Source organism: Herbaspirillum lusitanum, from assembly GCF_046025995.1.
GTDB classification, from domain to species: domain Bacteria; phylum Pseudomonadota; class Gammaproteobacteria; order Burkholderiales; family Burkholderiaceae_D; genus Herbaspirillum; species Herbaspirillum lusitanum_A.
In genome coordinates this window covers 187,035-205,929 of the sequence record NZ_JAQQFM010000005.1, presented here as the reverse complement: position 1 = coordinate 205,929, position 18,895 = coordinate 187,035, and the positions used below count along the sequence as shown (strand labels likewise).

General features: G+C 58.8%; 15 protein-coding genes. 14 read left to right on the top strand and 1 reads right to left on the bottom strand.

Translation table 11 applies throughout. The features are described 5' to 3' along the window. Positions 1–71 precede the first annotated feature (71 nt). The 8 genes from PQR62_RS12230 to PQR62_RS12195 all read left to right on the top strand — a co-directional run bounded on the left by PQR62_RS12230 (position 72) and on the right by PQR62_RS12195 (position 9,745). Entirely contained in the window at positions 72–395 is a 324-nt protein-coding gene (locus PQR62_RS12230) for a hypothetical protein (protein ID WP_408158222.1), read from the top strand. A 356-nt stretch (positions 396–751) separates the two neighbouring features. After that, complete coding sequence (locus PQR62_RS12225; RefSeq protein ID WP_408158221.1) at positions 752–2,875, top strand: TonB-dependent siderophore receptor; 2,124 nt, start codon at positions 752–754, stop codon at positions 2,873–2,875. Positions 2,876–3,352: 477 nt separating this feature from the next. Next, positions 3,353–4,405, top strand: a complete 1,053-nt coding sequence (locus tag PQR62_RS12220; protein WP_408158219.1) for an ABC transporter substrate-binding protein — start codon at positions 3,353–3,355, stop codon at positions 4,403–4,405. A 280-nt stretch (positions 4,406–4,685) separates the two neighbouring features. Further along, positions 4,686–6,218 (top strand): sugar ABC transporter ATP-binding protein, encoded by a 1,533-nt coding sequence (locus PQR62_RS12215; RefSeq protein WP_408158217.1) that lies wholly within the window; start codon positions 4,686–4,688, stop codon positions 6,216–6,218. Then, on the top strand, positions 6,215–7,150 hold the full coding sequence (locus PQR62_RS12210; RefSeq protein WP_408158215.1) for an ABC transporter permease: 936 nt from the start codon (positions 6,215–6,217) through the stop codon (positions 7,148–7,150). The genes PQR62_RS12215 and PQR62_RS12210 overlap by 4 nt, the downstream gene beginning before the upstream one ends. A gap of 2 nt (positions 7,151–7,152) precedes the next feature. Beyond that, positions 7,153–8,094: an ABC transporter permease gene (locus PQR62_RS12205; RefSeq protein WP_408158213.1), complete on the top strand. Its 942-nt coding sequence runs from the start codon at positions 7,153–7,155 to the stop codon at positions 8,092–8,094. A gap of 53 nt (positions 8,095–8,147) precedes the next feature. After that, the gene (locus tag PQR62_RS12200; RefSeq protein WP_408158542.1) at positions 8,148–9,065 is read left to right on the top strand and encodes an SMP-30/gluconolactonase/LRE family protein; all 918 of its coding nucleotides are present in this window, start codon (positions 8,148–8,150) and stop codon (positions 9,063–9,065) included. A 191-nt stretch (positions 9,066–9,256) separates the two neighbouring features. Then, positions 9,257–9,745 carry an MgtC/SapB family protein gene (locus PQR62_RS12195; RefSeq protein WP_408158541.1) on the top strand — a complete coding sequence of 163 codons (489 nt, stop codon included), beginning with the start codon at positions 9,257–9,259 and terminating at the stop codon, positions 9,743–9,745. Positions 9,746–9,763: 18 nt separating this feature from the next. On the opposite strand, the gene PQR62_RS12190 is transcribed toward PQR62_RS12195, so the two are convergent. Continuing rightward, positions 9,764–11,008: a glycosyltransferase gene (locus tag PQR62_RS12190; RefSeq protein WP_408158211.1), complete on the bottom strand. Its 1,245-nt coding sequence runs from the start codon at positions 11,006–11,008 to the stop codon at positions 9,764–9,766. 270 nt (positions 11,009–11,278) lie between these two features. Between PQR62_RS12190 and PQR62_RS12185 the strand changes: the two genes are divergently transcribed. From PQR62_RS12185 to PQR62_RS12160, 6 genes are all read left to right on the top strand, one after another. Continuing rightward, positions 11,279–11,596, top strand: a complete 318-nt coding sequence (locus PQR62_RS12185; RefSeq protein WP_408158209.1) for a YnfA family protein — start codon at positions 11,279–11,281, stop codon at positions 11,594–11,596. A 112-nt stretch (positions 11,597–11,708) separates the two neighbouring features. Further along, positions 11,709–12,884, top strand: a complete 1,176-nt coding sequence (locus PQR62_RS12180) for a winged helix-turn-helix domain-containing protein (RefSeq protein WP_408158207.1) — start codon at positions 11,709–11,711, stop codon at positions 12,882–12,884. A 415-nt stretch (positions 12,885–13,299) separates the two neighbouring features. Beyond that, positions 13,300–14,616, top strand: coding sequence for an MFS transporter (locus PQR62_RS12175; RefSeq protein WP_408158205.1), 1,317 nt, complete (start codon positions 13,300–13,302; stop codon positions 14,614–14,616). Positions 14,617–14,638: 22 nt separating this feature from the next. After that, positions 14,639–17,215 (top strand): nitrite reductase large subunit NirB, encoded by a 2,577-nt coding sequence (gene nirB / locus PQR62_RS12170; protein ID WP_408158203.1) that lies wholly within the window; start codon positions 14,639–14,641, stop codon positions 17,213–17,215. Between the two features lie 25 nt (positions 17,216–17,240). Beyond that, entirely contained in the window at positions 17,241–17,597 is a 357-nt protein-coding gene (gene nirD, locus PQR62_RS12165; protein WP_408158201.1) for a nitrite reductase small subunit NirD, read from the top strand. After that, positions 17,594–18,847, top strand: a complete 1,254-nt coding sequence (locus tag PQR62_RS12160) for an NAD(P)/FAD-dependent oxidoreductase (protein ID WP_408158199.1) — start codon at positions 17,594–17,596, stop codon at positions 18,845–18,847. The genes nirD and PQR62_RS12160 overlap by 4 nt, the downstream gene beginning before the upstream one ends. Positions 18,848–18,895: the final 48 nt, after the last annotated feature.

Genomic DNA, 18,895 nt, shown 5'->3' with positions numbered 1-18,895 from the left:
TTCTCCCATTCAGCTTCGGAGGCTATCAGACGATATGATGCGGGCTCAACTAAGCCAACGAGGAGAATAGCGTGAATGACACAAGCAGTCCAAGCATCGAAGAATTTCAGCAGCTCCAAAAAACCGTGAACTCGCTGGTAGACAACAATGCTGCGACAGCAGCCTCCGATCTCGCACTTCTCATTTCGATCATCGGCCACTTATCAACGAGTACAGCGAATCCGAGTCATTCGATTCAATCGATCGGCATGCAGGCGGCAGACTTTCTGGCGCCAGTCCTTCAAAGCGAAAAATTTCCGGCGGAATTCAAAGCACTGATGAAATCCCGCATTGATGCCATCATCGGCAAAGCGCTAGAGACCTATGCCACACAAGAAAAAAGCGTCGACCGGTAAACATTCAAGGCCTAGGGTCTGCATGAACGGCGCCTGAAGATTTGCTCAAGCATGGCGAGATCATTTGCCATGTCTGGTGCCAGGCAAGACTCGGCCATCCTCATATATGGACGTTCCTCTGCTTGGGGAATGTCTGCATATTTTCTAGCCCTGGTCGAATCCATATTGTTCGATGGCACTGACGCGCACGTCGCATTGGCCACTACGAAAGATTCATAGTCTTGCCGCCCGTCGCATGCTTGCTCATGTTGTCAAAAAACCATACGTCATCTCGAATAAATTTGATGCAGTGCCGCGTATACGAATATCATTAATGAAAATTATTCTCATTATCAATAAAAAGAAACTTCATTACTATGGTCTCTTCTCGCACTCGCGCCAAGCTTGCAGGTCTGGCTGCCTTGGCTCCCTCCATTCTTTTCGCCCAGACGCCGTCCGCAGCTTCTGCTGATTCAGCGACCACAGCCTCCGAAGCGAATCAACTTCCTACGATTGACGTTGTCTCCGAGAGCGGCCCTGACACCGGTTTCAATGCAAGCAAGCCGCAGGTCAACAAGTCCTCTACATCTCTGGCGCAGACTCCGCAGACCATCTCAGTTGTTCCACGCTCAGTACTCGATAGCCAGCAGGCGGTGTCATTGTCTGATGCGCTTGAGAATGTGCCGGGCGTCGTCTCTAACCAATATGGCCGCCGCGGCTGGGATGACCTCATTATTCGCGGTCAGGTTGCTTCGGATTCGCTGTATCTGGATGGATTGCGCACCGCGGCATCTAACCGCGTTGCCGAGCAGCTGTTCGGCCTGGAGCAAGTTGAAGTTCTTAAAGGACCGGCTTCGCTGCTGTATGGCCTGGTGTTGCCGGGCGGCCTGGTCAACATGGTCAGCAAGCGACCGCAGGGCTACGATTTTGCCAATGTGGATGTCACCGTCGGCAGTCATGATTTTTATCAGACCACGGTCGATCTGAATAAAGCGCTGTCGGAAAACGGCAAGCAAGCCTTCCGCATCAACGGCCTGATTTCGAACTCGAACGACGCCACCGATTATGTGTGGTTCAAGAACCGCTACATCGCACCATCGCTGTCGCTGGATCTTGGCGCAAACACAGACTTCACCATCCTCACCAGCTTCCAGGAGCGCGGCTACATCCGTCAGCAGGGTCTGCCGCTGTCTGGTTCGATCAACAGCAATGTCAACGGCAGTTTGCCCCGTAGCCGCTTTATCGGTGAACCTGCCGCCAAACCGTATAACGCGACCGAAACACGTCTGGGCTATTCGCTGACACACCGTTTTGAAGATGGCTGGACGCTGCATAACAACCTGCGCTTCCAACAATTCACCATGAGCGGCCAGCTGGTCGCCAACAATGTGCTCAATGCCACCAGCCGCAGTCTCACTCGTACCGGTACGGATCAGACCTACAACGGACAAACCTTCACCATGGATACCAACCTGCAGCGTAAATTCAACACTGCGTTTGGCAAGCATGAAATCACCTTCGGTACCGACTATCTGAATACGCGCGAAGATGTGCGCTCATTCACTTGTACGGTGGCGGCTCTCAATGTCTACAGTCCGGTCTACGGTGCACGCCTGGTTTGTCCCGCCACACCAACGACCAACACCGCCACGACGGTGCGCGATCTGGGTATTTACGCACGTGACCAGATTCAATTCGGTGATCGCTGGCAACTGGTAACCGGCCTGCGCCGTGACAATGCATCCACCTATTCGACCAACAATCGCACTGCAACCCATACAGATAATCCGGCCACAGCCACCACCGGTTCTGCGGCATTGATGTATGAAGTCCTGCGCGGCGTGCGCCCTTACGTCAGTTACGCCACATCCTTCTATCCAAACAGCGGCACTGACATCAATGGCGGCACCTTCAAACCGGAAACGGGCAAGCAGTGGGAAGCCGGCGTCAAGGTGGAAATGGATGAAGGTCGCACCAACCTGAACCTGGCCGTTTTTGACCTGCGTCGCCGCAATGTGCTGGTCAGCGACACAGCCAACACCGGTTTCAGCGTGGCGGTCGGCGAGCAGCGTTCACGCGGCGCAGAAGTCGGCATCACATCAGACTTCAGGAATGGTCTCAGTCTGATGGCGGGTTATGCCTACACTGCCGCCACTGTGACCGATGACGGCGGCCAGACCGTGACCACCGTAGGTCAATGGCTGGATAACGTACCGCGCCACAGCTTCAACACCAGTGCCCGTTATCGCTTCAAGGGCGCACTGAACGGATGGGAGGCGAATGGTGGCGTGCACGGTCAAGGCATGCAGCACACCAACGGCTATACCTTGCCAGGCTATGTGCTTGCTGACCTGGGCGTCGCCTACAATGCCGCGCACTGGCGCGCTGCGTTGAACGTGAAGAACATCTTTAACACCGAGTATTACGCAGGTGGTCTGGCACGAGCAGTTGCCCTGGGCGATGACCGCACCATCTTGCTGACCCTGGGTTATCGATACTAAGTGCTCAAATCCCGTGCTGCAGGGATGCCTGAACAAAAAACGCCCGATATCACTATCGGGCGTTTTTCTTGAAGCGGCGCAATTGCAGACGTCCAGTTTAAAACTCGCCTGACCGCACCGTAACGATCACATATGCATAAGCTGCCTGGCAGCTGACAATTAGTTCACGTAAAGCAGTCATTCAATTTTGATGCAGCATGCATCTGCCTGGCAAAGTTCATCTTCCGTCGCTTGAAAAGAATTACTCAAAAAAGCTTTCACAAGAAAACTTTGAAATGTAAAACTGGTCATCTGGTTTGACCAGTTGTTGACACGCATTGAATTCAATTTGTATGATGACCTAATCACTTACGCCTTGAATTTGCAAAACAGTTACGTCCTTGACAAGCTTATTGCAATGCGCAACGGCAGGTGAACAAAGCAATCAACAAGACAACCAACAACAACTGTCATAGAACAGAAAAACAGGAGACAAGCATGACCAAGCCGTCCATGCGCGCGCTGACTTTGGCCGCGTTCGCCAGCACTTTTGCTGTTGCTGCAATTTCTCCATTAAGCGCCTCCGCTCAATCCGCGACGGGCGATACCTCGTCCAAGAAGATTGCGCTGTCCAACAATTACGCTGCCAATGCCTGGCGCCAGTCCATGCTGAAAAGCTGGGAGACTACGGCCAACGATGCGGTCAAACGCAAGCTGATCGGCAGCGCGCCCGCCTTCACTACGTCTGAAAACCAGGCCACCGAACAGGCGCAGCAAATCCAGAATCTGATCCTGCAGGGTTACAACGCCATCGTGGTCGATGCAGCTTCGCCCTCAGCGCTGAACGGTACGATCAAGAAGGCCTGCGGCGCCGGCGTGGTGGTGGTGTCGTACGACGGCATCGTGACCGAGCCTTGCGCATATCGCGTGACCTTCAACTTCCGCAAGATGGGTGAAGCGCAGATCGATTATCTGGCCGAGCGTCTCGGCGGCAAGGGTAATCTGCTGGAGATTCGCGGCCTGGCCGGCGTTTCGGTCGACGGTGAAATTCACGCCGGCATCCTGGATGGCCTGAAGAAGCACCCGGGCCTCAAGGTGGTCGGCTCGGTCAATGGCGACTGGGCCCAGACCGTGGCGCAAAAGGCGGTCTCCGGCATTCTACCGACGCTGCCCAAGATCGACGGGGTGGTCACGCAAGGCGGCGACGGCTTCGGTGCGGCACAGGCCTTCAAGGCGGCCAATCGCCCTCTGCCCATCATCATTCTGGGCAATCGCGAAGACGAACTGCAATGGTGGAAGACACAGATCGGCACCGGTTACAAGACCTATTCCGCCTCCAATCCTCCGGGTGCAGTGACGGTGGCTTTCTGGGTTGCGCAACAGGTGCTCGCCGGTAAAAAAATCCCCAAGGACATCGATATCGTGGCGCCGATTCTGACGCTGGATGAAAAACAATTGCCGGGCGCGCTTGCCAAGACGCCACAAGGCGGTGTTGCCGATATCACGTTCTCGCAAGAAGAGACCCTGCGTTTGCTCGACGGCAAAAAGTAAGCAGGCAAGGCTGATGCACAGCCGGTGAACCCAGGTGGGCCGGCTTGCGAAGCGAAGCTGCCGCGGACGTCATCCGCTTGCGGCGCTTCGCGGCAAGCGGCGGATGCATGCGGATTTCAGTCCTGAAAAACATGCTTTGCAATCGACAGGATCGCAAGCGCATTTCATTTTTCATCGTCAGCAAGACACATTCCGCACTGTTCGCTTCCCGGCGCTCTACCCCGCTTGCACGCCGCCGATTGCAAAGAATCCCACTCCTCCAACGGACAGGTGCACTATCGTGAATGCCTTATGCAGTCTGCAACAGATCAGCAAATCCTTCGGCCCGGTCAAGGCGCTGCAGAACGTCAGCCTGAATATCGGGCATGGCCAATGCTGGGGCCTGGTCGGGCATAACGGCGCCGGCAAGTCGACGCTGATGAATGTGCTGGCCGGCGTCTTTTCTTCGGATAGCGGGCAGCTCGCCATCGAAGGCCAGGCGCTCTCTTCCTACTCGGGCCAGGTCGCGTATCAGCAAGGCATACGCTGCGTGTTTCAGGAGCTTTCGCTGTGCCTCAATCTGAGTGTGGCGGAAAACCTGTGCGTGTTTCATCCGGCGCTGAAAGGCTGGGGCTGGCGCAATCGCGCACGCGCCCTGATCCGCGCGCAACTCGATGAGATCTTCACAGGCCATGGCATTTCTCCGGATCAGAATGTCGGCGAACTGACGCTCACGCAAAGACAGATGGTGGAAATCGCCTGCGCCTTCACCGTAGTGGATAAGCCGGTGCGCCTGCTGATTCTGGACGAGCCGACTTCCAGCCTGGACGCGCAGACCGCCAAACAACTGACCGCCTATATCGGCAAACGTCTGCAAGGCGGACTCAGCGTAGTGTTCATCTCGCACATGCTGGGTGAAATTTTCGACTGCTGCAATCAGATCGCCGTGATGCGCGACGGCCAGATGGTGTTGCAGCAAGCTGCTGCCGAATTGAATCGTGAAGCGCTGGTGCAGGCCATGGGGCATGCCGATCATGAAAAAGTACAGTCGGCGGCCGAGCAGCAGAGTCGTGCGGAAAGCGCCGCCGAGGTTCGCGACGCGGATGACATATCCGCGCATCCAATACTGCTGGAACTGAGCATGCCGCAGGGTTCGCCGGTCAAGTCCATGCGGGTGTCCACGGGTTGCGTGGTCGGGCTGTCCGGCCTCGCCGGTCAGGGCCAGACCGAGGTGCTGGTGAATCTGTTTGCGCAATATCAGCAGCGCTTGCGGATTGCTTTCGTGGCGGGTGACCGTGCGCGCGACGGCAATTTCCCGCTGTGGTCGATTGCCGAGAATCTGTCGCTGCGCAGTCTCTCGGCGCTGGCAAGAATGGGCCTGATTGATCGCGCAGGCGAAAAGCGCCTGACCGCTGAATGGCATGAGCGCATCGCCATCCGTACTCCGGACATGAACAACAACATGCTCTCGCTTTCGGGCGGTAATCAGCAAAAGGTCCTGTTTGCGCGCGCCTTGTCTTCCGATGCCGATCTGATCCTGATGGACGACCCCATGCGCGGGGTCGATTTCAACACCAAGGTCGACATGTATCGCCTGATCCGCGCCGAGGCGGCCAAGGGGCGCAGTTTCATCTGGTACACCACCGAGAACGATGAGCTGTCCTATTGCGACCGCACCTACGTGTTCTATCAGAACCGCATCACGCTGCAACTGGCGCGGCATGAGCTTTCGGAAGAAAAAATCATTGCCGCCTCCTTCGGCGCGACGTCGGCGCGGGCGGAAAGCAAAGGCCCCTTCGCAACCGGCGGCAACAAGGCAGGAGCAACAGCATGATGATGCGACTTTCACGCGGCGAACTGCAGACGACTCTGCTGCCGGTGTTTTCTCTGGCGGCGGTGCTGCTGCCGATTTTCTGGATCAATCCCAATACGCTCAGCTATTTCGGTCTCGGTCTGCTGCTCAATCTGGCAGTGCCGATGATTCTGGCGACGCTGGCGCAGTTGTGCGTGATCACGGTCAACGATCTCGATCTGTCGATCGGCGCCTTCGTCAGTCTGATCGCCTGCATCGCGGTCAGCTGGCTGCCTGAGCAACCGCTGCTGGCGATCGCGGCGATGGCGGGCTGCGTGCTGATCTATGCCGCCATCGGCGTGCTGATCGAGATGTTCAGCCTGCCCTCGATTGTGGTGACGCTGGGTCTGTCTTTCGTGTGGAGCGGCTGGGCGCTGATCCTGATGCCGACGCCCGGGGGCACCACACCGCAATGGCTGCAGGATGCCATGAACGCCGCAGTACCTCTGATCCCCACGCCTATCGTCTACAGTGCCGTCATCGCGCTGGTCGCGCACTGGTATCTGATGCGCTCCTCGCGCGGCGTGCGGCTGCGCGGCGCCGGCGGCAATCCCAAGGCGGTGCTGCGCAGCGGCGGCTCCATGCTGCGCGCCAAGGCCGCCATGTATGCGCTGGCCGCACTGCTCGGCATCTTGTCGGCGCTGACGCTGGTGGGGCTGACCACTTCCGCCGACGCCAACATCGCACAGCGTTACACGCTGGTATCGATTGCGGCGGTGATTCTTGGCGGCGGCAATTTCGTCGGCGGCAAGGTGTCGCCGGTAGGCGCCGTGCTGGGCGCCATCACGCTCGGCATCGCAGCCTCATTTCTATCCTTCCTCAGCATCCAGCCGAAATGGCAGATCGGGCTGCAGGGAGCGATCCTGATCATCGTATTGTCACTGCGCGCACTGCTGGCGCGCAAAGGAGCATGAACATGCGCACCCAGCTCTCTCAACGTCCCTGGATCTGGTCGTTTCTCGGCGCCGTGCTGGTGTGGCTGAGCACGGTCGGCGTGGCCGGCATCGATGCCTCCGCCAACATCGCGCTGTCGGCGCTGTCGTTCGGCGCCTTCATGGTGCTGGTCGGGCTGGGTCAGATGCTGGTGGTGACCTGTGGCCCCGGCAATATCGATCTGTCGATTCCCTCCACGATCGCGCTGGCGGGCGCGGTTTCCATGCGCCTGATGGGTGCCGACGACGGCTTGCTGCTGGCCGGCGTGGCGGCAGCCTTCGGTGTCGGCGCCGCGGTCGGCCTAGTCAACTATCTGCTGATCCGCGCGCTCAGCATTCCGCCGATCATTGCCACCTTGTCGTCCAGCTTCATTTTGCAATCGCTGGCGATTCATTACGGACGCGGCGTCAAGATCGAACCGCCGCGCGTGATCGCCGATTTCGCTACCGGCTGGCTGGTGCAGATTCCGCAAGTGGCCTGGCTGGCGCTGGTGGTGACGCTGGCGCTGTCCTGGCTGCTGGCGCGCACGCTGTTCGGACGCCATCTGTCGGCGGTCGGCCAGAATACGCGCGCCGCCTGGCTGGCCGGCGTCAAGGTCGAGCGCATCCGCTGCCTGTGCTACATCGCCAGCGGTCTGTTCGCGGCGCTGGCGGCGCTGCTGATCGCCGGTTTCAGCGGCGGCGCTTCGCTCGACATGGGCAATGAATATCTGCTGATGTCCGTGGCCGTGGTGGTCATCGGCGGCACCAGCGTCACCGGCGGCAAGGCCAGCGTGGCCGGCATCTGGGGCGCTTCGCTGCTGCTGTATTTCACCAATACCCTGCTCAACGTGATAGGCCTGAGCGCAGGCGGCCGCGCAGTACTCTCGGGCCTGATCATCATTCTGGTGATCGTGCTGTCGGGCCAAAGGCGCGCTTATCGCTGACGGCAACATCATCAAACAACCGCTTAAAAATCCAGGAGGAGACAAGCATGACCATGCCGGACACCCCTTTCGAATTCCATGATCCGCGCTTTCGCCGCATGGTGGTCGCCACCACTACCATCGAACGCCTGTATCAGGGCTGCCTGTGGGCCGAAGGACCGGTCTATCTGCCCGCGACTGACGAACTGATCTGGAGCGATATTCCCAACAACCGCATGATGCGCTGGGCGCCTGAAATCGGCGGCGGCGTGTTCCGGCGCGCTTCCGACTTCACCAACGGCAATACCCTGGATCGCGAAGGCCGCATCGTCAGTTGCCAGCATGGCGGACGCCAGGTGGTGCGCACCGAAGCCGACGGCAGCATCACCGTGCTGGCTTCGCACTGGCAAGGCAAGCGCCTCAATTCGCCGAACGACGTAGTCGTCAAATCGGATGGTTCGATCTGGTTCACCGATCCTGACTACGGCATCAACAGCGACTACGAAGGCTACAAGGCCGAGAGTGAAATCGGCGCCTGCAACGTCTATCGCCTCGACCCGGCGACGCAGGAACTGAGCATCGTCGCCAGCGATTTCGAACGTCCCAACGGGCTTGCCTTCTCAGCCGATGAAAGCAAACTGTACATCGCCGACACCGGACTCACGCACCGTGCCGGCGGCCCGCACCACATCCGCGTATGCGATGTGATCGACGGCAAGCGTCTGGGCGAAGGCAAGCTGCTGGCAGAGATCAACCCGGGTCTGGCCGACGGTTTCCGTCTCGACAGCAACGGCAACATCTGGACCAGCGCCGGCGACGGCGTGCATTGTCTGTCGCCCGAGGGCGAATTGCTGGGCAAGATCCGGATTCCGGAAGTGGTCTCCAATGTGGTCTTCGGCGGTCCGCGCAACAATCGCCTGTTCATCACGGCGACGACTTCGGTGTATGCGGTGTATGTGGCGGTGAACGGCGCGCAGCGGCCCAGAAACTGATTGTCTTGCGGCGCCTTGCCTGAGCCGCCTTCGCAGGACTAGCTGCGCGCTGATCCTGGCCCATTGCTGCCGCATTCTTCTTTTCCCGTTTTGCTGTCATGATTCAGCTTTCAACGGATCGCGTACATTCCCGTGCGCGATCCCCGGAGCATGCGATGCAATTCGCTTCTCAGCTGAATCACTCCATAGACATGACAGACTATTTTGACATCTCCTGCCGCCTGCTGGTGGCGATGCTGATCGGCGCCGTCATCGGCATCGACCGCAATCTGCGCGGCAAACCGACCGGCATGAAAACGCTGGGTCTGGTGTCGCTGGGTGCCGCACTGGCGACCATGGCCAGCATGAACTTTGCGCTCAACGATGGTGAATTCAGCCACGAAGCGGTCAGTCGCGCGATTCAGGGAGTGATCACCGGCATCGGCTTCCTCGGCGCAGGAGTGATCATCCACGACCGCACCAGCGAACGCGTGCGCGGCCTCACCACCGCCGCCTCGATCTGGGTCACCGCCGCCATCGGCATCGTGTGCGGCGCCGGCTGGTGGAAGATCGCGCTGATCGCCACCGCGCTGGTGCTGATCCTGTTCATTGCCGGCCGTCCCCTGGAACGCTATCTGCACAAGCGCTGGATGCGCAAGAGCGATCATGAGCGAGCCACGATCAATCTGCATGAAGACTGAATACCGCTGCAAGCGAACTCAATGAAAATGAAGACTCGCCAGCATCTCATTGAAATCCAGATGGGAGGCGGCGAGACTATAGCGCTCCGTACAGAAGTCATGATTGCGAACCGCTTTCGCTTGCAAGGTCGCCAGATCCAGATTTTTCGTCAGCAGCTGGTAGATCTGATCGACGTAGCTATCCGATGGCCAATCTGAAAAGGGAATGCAATTATCTGCAATCCAGCCACCGCTCTGATTGCGATACACCTGATCGCGAACCCCTTTAATTTGCATGACGCTATCAGCGACAGGCATTACATATTCCTCATATCCCAGCGCGTCGGTCACAATAGGAACGCATCCATGCGACATTGCGTTGAGCAAACTATAGGAATGCAAGCATGCCGACGGCAGCGCAAAAATATGATGATTCAAATAGAGTTCGGTCATCTCAGCATCTGAAACCCGCTCACGAAGCCAACTGACTCCTTCGAATTCTTCCAGAGAAAAGCATATTCCGAGATTCTTTGGCAATGACGACAAGATCGTCAATTCGACATGTTTGTTCTCTTGGCGAATTCTGTGAAAAGCCTTCAGTAAATTATGCCCCCCTCTTATATAAAACGAACCGGCATCATTGTGATGTGAGTTCGTGAAAAGGATGCGGATTTTGCCTTGCCTGGAAAATTTTGGAAGAATCTGAGACTGCGATCGGGATTCAATACCAAGCCGTACAAGTCTCAATTTTGCGGCTATTTTCGGGCTGTCGAAAACGTTTGCTGCGATTTGCAAACTGGATTTCATGTGCGTGAAGATCGCACGACACTGATCCGATTCGAAGGCCGCTTTGACTTTCTTGAAATACTCGGTTTCGCGAAGATTCACGTCGGCAATTTTGCCGGTAAAGAAGAAAGGATGAAAAAGCGAAGGAAAACTTTCGAAGTGAAAGATCCAAGGCTTTGTTCCGTGATAAAGCGGCGTCGTGTGCAAAAACAGCGTGTCGAAATCCGCTCCTCGTGCATCGATCGCGCATTGATCCATCGCATTCGACCACGCCAGGTAATCTTGTTTTTGCTTCTGCGGAAGAGACGCCGTAGCCTGTTCGCGTGACTGCAAAATACTGTGCAGATGCCGCTCGGCACCTGCTGCAAACGAAATTTCGACGGGTGTAACGCCTGAATTTCTATCGATGAACGAAGCGACCAGTGGATGATAACCGTTCAAATTCTTGAAAAACTGCAGCCGCCAGGGAATTCCCAGCGTATGGCTGGTGTGGCTCATGGAAAATATTTTCGCTTTTATTTTTTGGCAATGAGAGCTCGATATAAGTTGATTTGGCTCCCTCCTCACTGCATTCGCGGCACTTTGGCGCAGCACAACGAACCGTTGAAGTGTTCCGTATATCATTCAGTAATACAAGACCGATTCGCGCCGGTGACAAAAAATTTTAATTTATGTGCTGTCGCAGCAACGTGACTACCGATACTCGGATTGCGTACGTTGAACGCCACATCAAAATAAATAGATGCTCATGAGAAACACCTCCTGCCAATGAAGACGTTCTTGCTTTATCTCGCGACCGCACTCGCCGAAATCGTCGGCTGCTACCTGCCCTATCTCTGGCTCAGAGAAGGCAGATCGATCTGGCTGCTGATCCCGGCGGCACTGAGTCTGGCTTTGTTCGCATGGCTGCTGACGCTGCACGATGCGCCATCCGGTCGCGTCTATGCCGCTTACGGCGGCGTTTATATTGCAGCGGCGATGTGCTGGCTATGGCTGATGGATGGCGTACGACCGAGCGGCTGGGACATGGCCGGTGTGGGCGTGGCGCTGCTCGGCATGGGCCTCATTGCATTTCAGCCGCGCTGAAGCGCGATCTCAAATACGGCCTGTAAATCAGACCTGACCCGCTTCCCTGTTCCGCTCATCTGATCAACCCATTCAACCATACGGCGAGTCACATGCCGCGCCGCTCCCGACCATGAGTACCGCTTCTCTTTCACTGACGCCCGAACAAGCACGCGCCATCTGGCTGCATGCACAACGACTGGATGAAACTGCGCCCTTCGGTGCCGGCGCTGACGCCGTCAAGCTGGCTACCGAACATCTGGGCTATGTGCAGATCGACACCATCCATGTCATCGAGCGCAGCCATCATCACATTCTGTACACGCGCATTCCTGACTATCAGTTAAGCGATCTGGAACAGGCGCAGTCGCAAGACAAGTCGGTGTTCGAATACTGGACGCATGCATTGTCCTATGTGCCGACCTCGGAGTTTCGTCATTTTCTGCCGGCGATGGAACAGCGGCGGCTCAAGCCGCATGCCTCCTTCGCCGGCATTGATGCAGACGACTATCAGGCGCTCTTGCAACGCATCCGCAAGGAAGGCGGCCTGTCGATACGTGATATCGATGACGAAGTGCTGGTCGAAAAGACCCATCCCTGGGGCAGCCGCAAGCCAAGCCGACGCGCCTTGCGCTGGGGCTTCTTCATCGGCGATCTGGTGATCAGCAAGCGCACCGGCATGCTCAAGACTTATGAACTGGCCGGCCGCCATTTCGGCTGGCGGCGCCGGCCGCAGCCGGTCAAGGAGCAACAGTTCGCGCAATATCTGCTGCGGCGCGCCTTGCTGGCGCAAGGCATGGTCAGCCTGGATTCGATCTGCTACGGCAACCTGCAGATCAAGCCACTGGTGAAGGAATTGCTGGCGGCCGCGGTAAAACGCCGGCAGCTGGTGCCCGTGCATATTGAAAGCGCGCCCGGAATTCAGCATTGGGCTGCGGCGGAGACGCTGGAGCTGATCGTGGAGCCGACACCGTCCTCGCGCGTACATATCCTGTCGCCTTTCGATCCGCTGGTGATTCAACGCAAGCGGCTGGAGTTGTTTTTCGGCTATACGCATCGCTTCGAAGCCTACGTCCCGGCCGATAAACGTGTGCTCGGTTACTTTGCCTTGCCGGTGCTGATGGGCGACCGCATCGTCGCCGCGCTTGATCTCAAGATGGACCGGCAGGCAGGCAAACTGCTGATACAGAAATGGAGCTGGAGTGAAAAGAAGTCGGCGCCGCTGAAATCGGCCATCGAACAGGAGCTGCATCGCTTCGAACAATTCCAGAAGCAATCAATGCGCGCCCGGCCGTCTCCCGACACTTGATTTCCACCGGGAAATTATTTTTTTCTCTCCGCAGCGCGGCAGTTTCATTTCATAGCAGCAAGGGCAAAATCTGCAGCTGCTGAGCCCGCGCGCGATGCCCTACCCAAAATCGCACCATGCATTGCACTATTAGTGCGCGAGCTGCACCGCAATACATCACAGCATGACATGTATTTTTGTCATCATCGTTTCCGCGATATCCCCTCTTCCCTCTGAAACCCTTCCCCATCAAGGGATTTGGCGCGCCTGGCACAGGCTTTGCATATGAGGGCTTACGGATCAAAGGCGATCCACCCAATTTTGATGCCGATCTAAAGATGGATCTGCAGCGCACAAGGACAAAGGCGTCCGCTTAAGCCCAGGGAAACCCGGGATGAAGCGGACGCCTTTTTGCATTTTTACAGGGTGAATACACATGAGCAAAGCCAGCAGTATCAACTTGTTTTCGATACGCACGCCACAAATGCGCGCCTTCCATCTGACCTGGATGGCCTTCTTCGTCAGCTTCTTCGCCTGGTTCGCCTGCGCGCCGCTGATGCCGGTGATCAAGGGCGAATTCAATCTCACGCCCGGCCAGATCGCCAACATCAACATCGCTGCGGTGGCGGTGACGATACTGGTGCGCCTGATCATCGGCCCCATGTGCGACCGCTTCGGTCCGCGCAAGGCCTACACCGGCTTGCTGCTGGTCGGCGCGATCCCGGTGATCGGGGTCGCGTTTTCGCAGAGCTATGAGAGTTTCCTGTTTTTCCGTCTGCTGATCGGCGCCGTCGGCGCCAGCTTCGTGATCACCCAATACCACACCTCGGTGATGTTCGCCCCCAACGTGGTCGGCACAGCCAACGCAGCGACCGCCGGCTGGGGCAATGCCGGCGGCGGCGTGGCGCAAGGCCTGATGCCGCTGCTGCTGGCGGCGCTGCTGATGATGGGCGTGAGCCACAGCATGGGCTGGCGCATTGCGCTGCTGGTGCCGGGCCTGCTGATGATCGTGATGGCGGGTCTGTACTGGCGCTATACCCAGGATTGCCCGCAAGGCAATTACGCCGATCTGCGCGCAGCCGGCATCCCCATCGAGAGCGGCAAGAAAGGCGGCTGGGCCAGCTTCCGCGCCGCCGCCGCCAACTATCGCGTATGGATGCTGTTCGTCACCTACGGCGCCTGCTTCGGTGTGGAAATCTTCATCCACAACATCGCCGCCATCTATTACGTGGATCACTTCGGCCTGTCGCTGGAAAGCGCCGGCATCGCCGCTGCCAGCTTCGGCCTGCTGGCGCTGTTTGCCCGTGCACTCGGCGGCTTCATCTCGGACAAAGTTGCATTGCGCGGCGGCCTCAACCGGCGCGCCACGCTGCTGTTCGTCATGATGCTGGGCGAAGGCCTGGGCCTGCTGTGGTTTGCGCATGCCGGCAGCGTCACGCTCGCCGTGATCGCCATGCTGTGCTTTGGCCTGTTCACCCACATGGCCTGCGGCGCGACTTATGCGCTGGTGCCCTTCATCGACCGCAAGGCGCTCGGCGGCGTGGCCGGCATCATCGGCGCCGGCGGCAATGTCGGTGCGGTGCTGGCGGGCTTTCTGATGAAAGGTCTGGGCAACACGCAAGCGACCCTGAGCATGCTCGGCGTGCTCGTCACGATCTCGGCGCTGTGCGCCGTGGCCGTCCGTTTTTCAAGTTCCGACCCGGCGGACGATGCAGTGCTTGCCCAGGCACTCGCAGACAAAGCTGCCGCCTGATTCGCCTTAAGGAGAAGAGAACATGAACATCATCGTCATCGGTCACGGCATGGTCGGCCACAAGTTTCTGGAGTCGCTGGCAGAAAGCGGCGCCGCCAACATCAAGGTCACGGTGCTATGCGAAGAACCGCGCCCGGCCTACGACCGCGTGCATCTGTCCGAATTCTTTGCAGGCAAGTCGGCCGACGATCTGTCGCTGGTTGCGCCCGGCTTTTTCGACGCCGGCAAGAGCAGCATCGATTTCGAACTCAGGCTCAACGCTAAAGCCCAGAGCATCGACGTCATCGGCAAGACCGTGACTGTCAATATCAATGGCATGGTCGAAACGCTGGCGTACGACAAGCTGGTGATGGCCACAGGCTCCTACCCTTTTGTTCCTACCGTCGCCGGCAACCAGCGCAAGGATTGCTTCGTCTATCGCACCATCGAAGATCTGGAAGCCATGCTGGAATGCGGCCAGCGTTCGAAGACCGGCGTAGTCATCGGCGGCGGCCTGCTGGGTCTGGAATGCGCCAAGGCTTTGCGCGACATGAATCTGGAGACCCACGTGGTCGAATTCGCGCCGCGCCTGATGGCGGTGCAGGTGGACGACAGCGGCGGCCGTATTCTGCGTCAGAAGATTCAGGATCTCGGCGTCACCGCCCACACGCAAAAGAACACCCTGGAAATCGTCGACGGAAAAACCGGCACGCACCGCATGAACTTCGAGGACGGCACCCACCTCGACACCGACATGATCGTGTTCTCGGCCGGCATCCGCCCACGCGATGAACTGGCGCGCGAATCCGGCCTGAAGGTCGGCGACCGCGGCGGCATCGTGATCGACGACAGCTGCATCACCTCCGATCCGAACATCTACGCCATCGGCGAATGCGCGCTGTGGAACGGCAAGATTTTCGGCCTGGTGGCGCCGGGCTACGACATGGCGCGCATCGCTGCCAGACACGTGCTGGCGCATCTGGAGGAAGACGCCGCCGGCATTCCGCAATTCAAGGGGGCGGACATGAGCACCAAGTTAAAGCTCATGGGCGTGGACGTTGCCAGCATCGGCGACCCGCATGGCAAGGAAGCCGGAAGCCGTTCGTTTCAGTTCACCGATGAACGCAGGCAAATCTATAAAAAGATTGTGGTATCGGAATCGGGCAAGCATCTGCTGGGCGCGGTGATGGTGGGCGACGCCGCCGAATACGGCACGCTGCTGCAGATGATGCTGAACCGCATCGAACTGCCGGAGTCGCCTGAATTCCTGATCCTGCCGCAGGCCGACGGCAAGGCCAAGGTCGGCCTCGGCGTGGACGCCCTGCCCGACAGCGCGCAAATCTGCTCCTGCAACAATGTCTCCAAGGGTCAGCTGTGCGCAGCGGTGGCGTCCGGCGTCACCGGCATCGGCGAGCTCAAGAGCTGCACCAAGGCCGGCACCGCCTGCGGCGGCTGCGTGCCGCTGGTCACGCAGGTGATGAAGGCCGAGATGAAGAAGCATGGCATGGCCGTCAATAACCATGTCTGCGAACACTTCCCCTACTCGCGCCAGGAAATCTATCATCTGGTGCGCGTGAACAAGATCAAGAGTTTCGGCGAGCTGCTGGCGCAGCATGGCAAGGGTCTGGGCTGCGATATCTGCAAGCCGCTGGCGGCGAATGTTCTGGCGTCGTGCTGGAATGACTTCGTGCTGAAAAAAGAGCATGCCAGCCTGCAGGATTCGAACGACTACTTCCTCGGCAACATCCAGAAGGACGGCACTTACTCGGTGGTGCCGCGCATGGCCGGCGGCGAAGTCACGCCGGACGGCCTGATCGCAGTCGGACAGATCGCCAAGAAATACGGCCTCTACACCAAGATCACCGGCGGCCAGCGCGTCGATCTGTTCGGCGCCCGCGTCGAGCAATTGCCGGACATCTGGGAAGAACTGATCAACGCCGGCTTCGAGACCGGCCACGCCTACGGCAAGTCGCTGCGCACCGTCAAATCCTGCGTCGGCTCGACCTGGTGCCGCTACGGCGTGGGCGACAGCGTCGGCCTGGCAATCGAACTGGAGAATCGCTACAAGGGCCTGCGTTCGCCGCACAAGATCAAGTTCGGCGTCTCCGGCTGCACCCGCGAATGCGCGGAAGCGCAAGGCAAGGATGTCGGCATCATCGCTACCGACAAAGGCTGGAATCTCTACGTTTGCGGCAACGGCGGCATGAAGCCGCGCCATGCCGAACTGATCGCCTCCGATCTCGACAAGGAAACCATGGTGCGCTACATCGACCGTTTCCTGATGTTCTACGTGCGCACCGCCGACCGTCTGCAACGCACCAGCACCTGGCGCGAAACGCTGGAAGGCGGCCTCGATTATCTGAAGAGCGTGGTGATTGACGACAAACTCGGCATTGCCGCCGAACTGGAAAACGACATGCAGCACGTGGTCGATACTTATGAGTGCGAATGGAAGAAGGCCGTGACTGATCCGGAAACGCGCAAGCGCTTCCGCCACTTCGTCAACAGCAAGGAAGCCGACCGCAACGTGAAGTTCGTGGATGAACGCGGGCAGATTCGTCCGGCGACGGTGGCCGAGCGCAAGCTGATCGAAATCCCGGTGGTCGCTGAAGCGATCTGATGAAATGAGCATCAAGGAGGAAGTCATGCACAGCGACCGACAAATCGAACACTGGACTGAAGTCTGTGAAATCGGCGACATCGTGCCGAACACCGGCGTCTGCGCCCTGATCAACGGCGAACAGGTGGCGGTGTTCCGCCTCATCGATAGCGCGCTGCAGGAAACGCGCGTGTTCGCCATCGGCAATTACGATCCCAACTCGGACGCATCGGTGCTGTCGCGCGGTCTGGTGGGCAGCCTCGGCGAGCGCATCGTGGTGGCTTCACCGATCTACAAACATCACTTCGATCTGCAGACCGGCGAATGCCTGGAAGCGCCGGAACATTCGGTCAGCGCCTACCCGGCGCGCATCGCCGACGGCAAGGTCTGGGTGGGCGCATGACGGCGCTGCCGGCATCTGCTGACGCTGCAACGATCAAGAAACCGTCGCTGGTGGTGATCGGCAACGGCATGGCCGGCATGCGCACGGTCGAGGAGTTGCACAAGCTGGCGCCGGATCTGTATGACATCACCGTGTTCGGCGCCGAGCCGCACGGCAATTACAATCGCATCATGCTGTCGCCGGTGCTGGCCGGCGACAAGAGCATGGACGACATCATGCTGCATACACGCGAGTGGTATCAGCAGCATGGCATCACGCTGCATGCCGGCGACCCGGTGGTGAAGATCGACCGCCGCCGCCGCACCGTGCTGTCGCAATCCGGCGTCGAAGTGAGTTACGACCGTCTGCTGCTGGCGACCGGCTCCAGGCCCTTCATCATTCCCGTGCCCGGCCATGAGTTGCCGGGCGTGATCGCCTTCCGTGACATCCAGGACGTCAACGCCATGCTCGATGCAGCGCGCAATCATCGTCATGCGGTGGTGATCGGCGGTGGTCTGCTCGGGCTGGAAGCGGCCAATGGACTGATGCGCCAGGGCATGGACGTGACCGTGGTGCATGTCAGCGATACGCTGATGAATCAGCAGTTGGACAAACCGGCCGCTGCGCTGCTCAGGAAGGCGCTGGAAACCAAGGGCCTGCGCTTTTTGCTGAGCGCCCATACCGCCGAGATCGTCGGTCCGGATCGCGTCACGGCGGTGCGCTTCAAGGATGGCAGCGAGATCCCGGCCGACCTCGTGGTGATGACTGCCGGCGTGCGCCCCAACATCGTGCTGGCCCGGGATGCCGGCCTGCATTGCGAGCGCGCCATCGTGGTCGACGACACGCTGCAGACTTACGACCCGCGCATCTACGCCGTCGGTGAATGCGTGCAGCATCGCCAGGCCACCTTCGGTCTGGTGGCGCCGATCTGGGATCAGGCACGGGTCTGCGGCGCCCATCTGGCCGGCGCCGGCCATCGCCGCTACGTGCAGCAAGCCACCGCCACCAAGCTCAAGGTGACCGGCGTCGATCTCTATTCGGCCGGCGATTTCATCGGCGCCGAGGATACCGAAGATCTGGTTTTGCGCGATCCGCGCCGCGGCATCTACAAGCGGCTGGTGCTCAAGGGCGGCCGGCTGGTCGGCGCGGTGCTGTACGGCGACGTCAAGGACGGCCCCTGGTATTTCGATCTGATCCAGAACGGTTCGGACATTTCTGCGATGCGCCATCAATTGCTGTTCGGGCAGGCTTTATGCGTGCAGGCAGCTTGATGTACATGAAGCTGCACACCCGACATGAACGATACTGAACGGACTTCA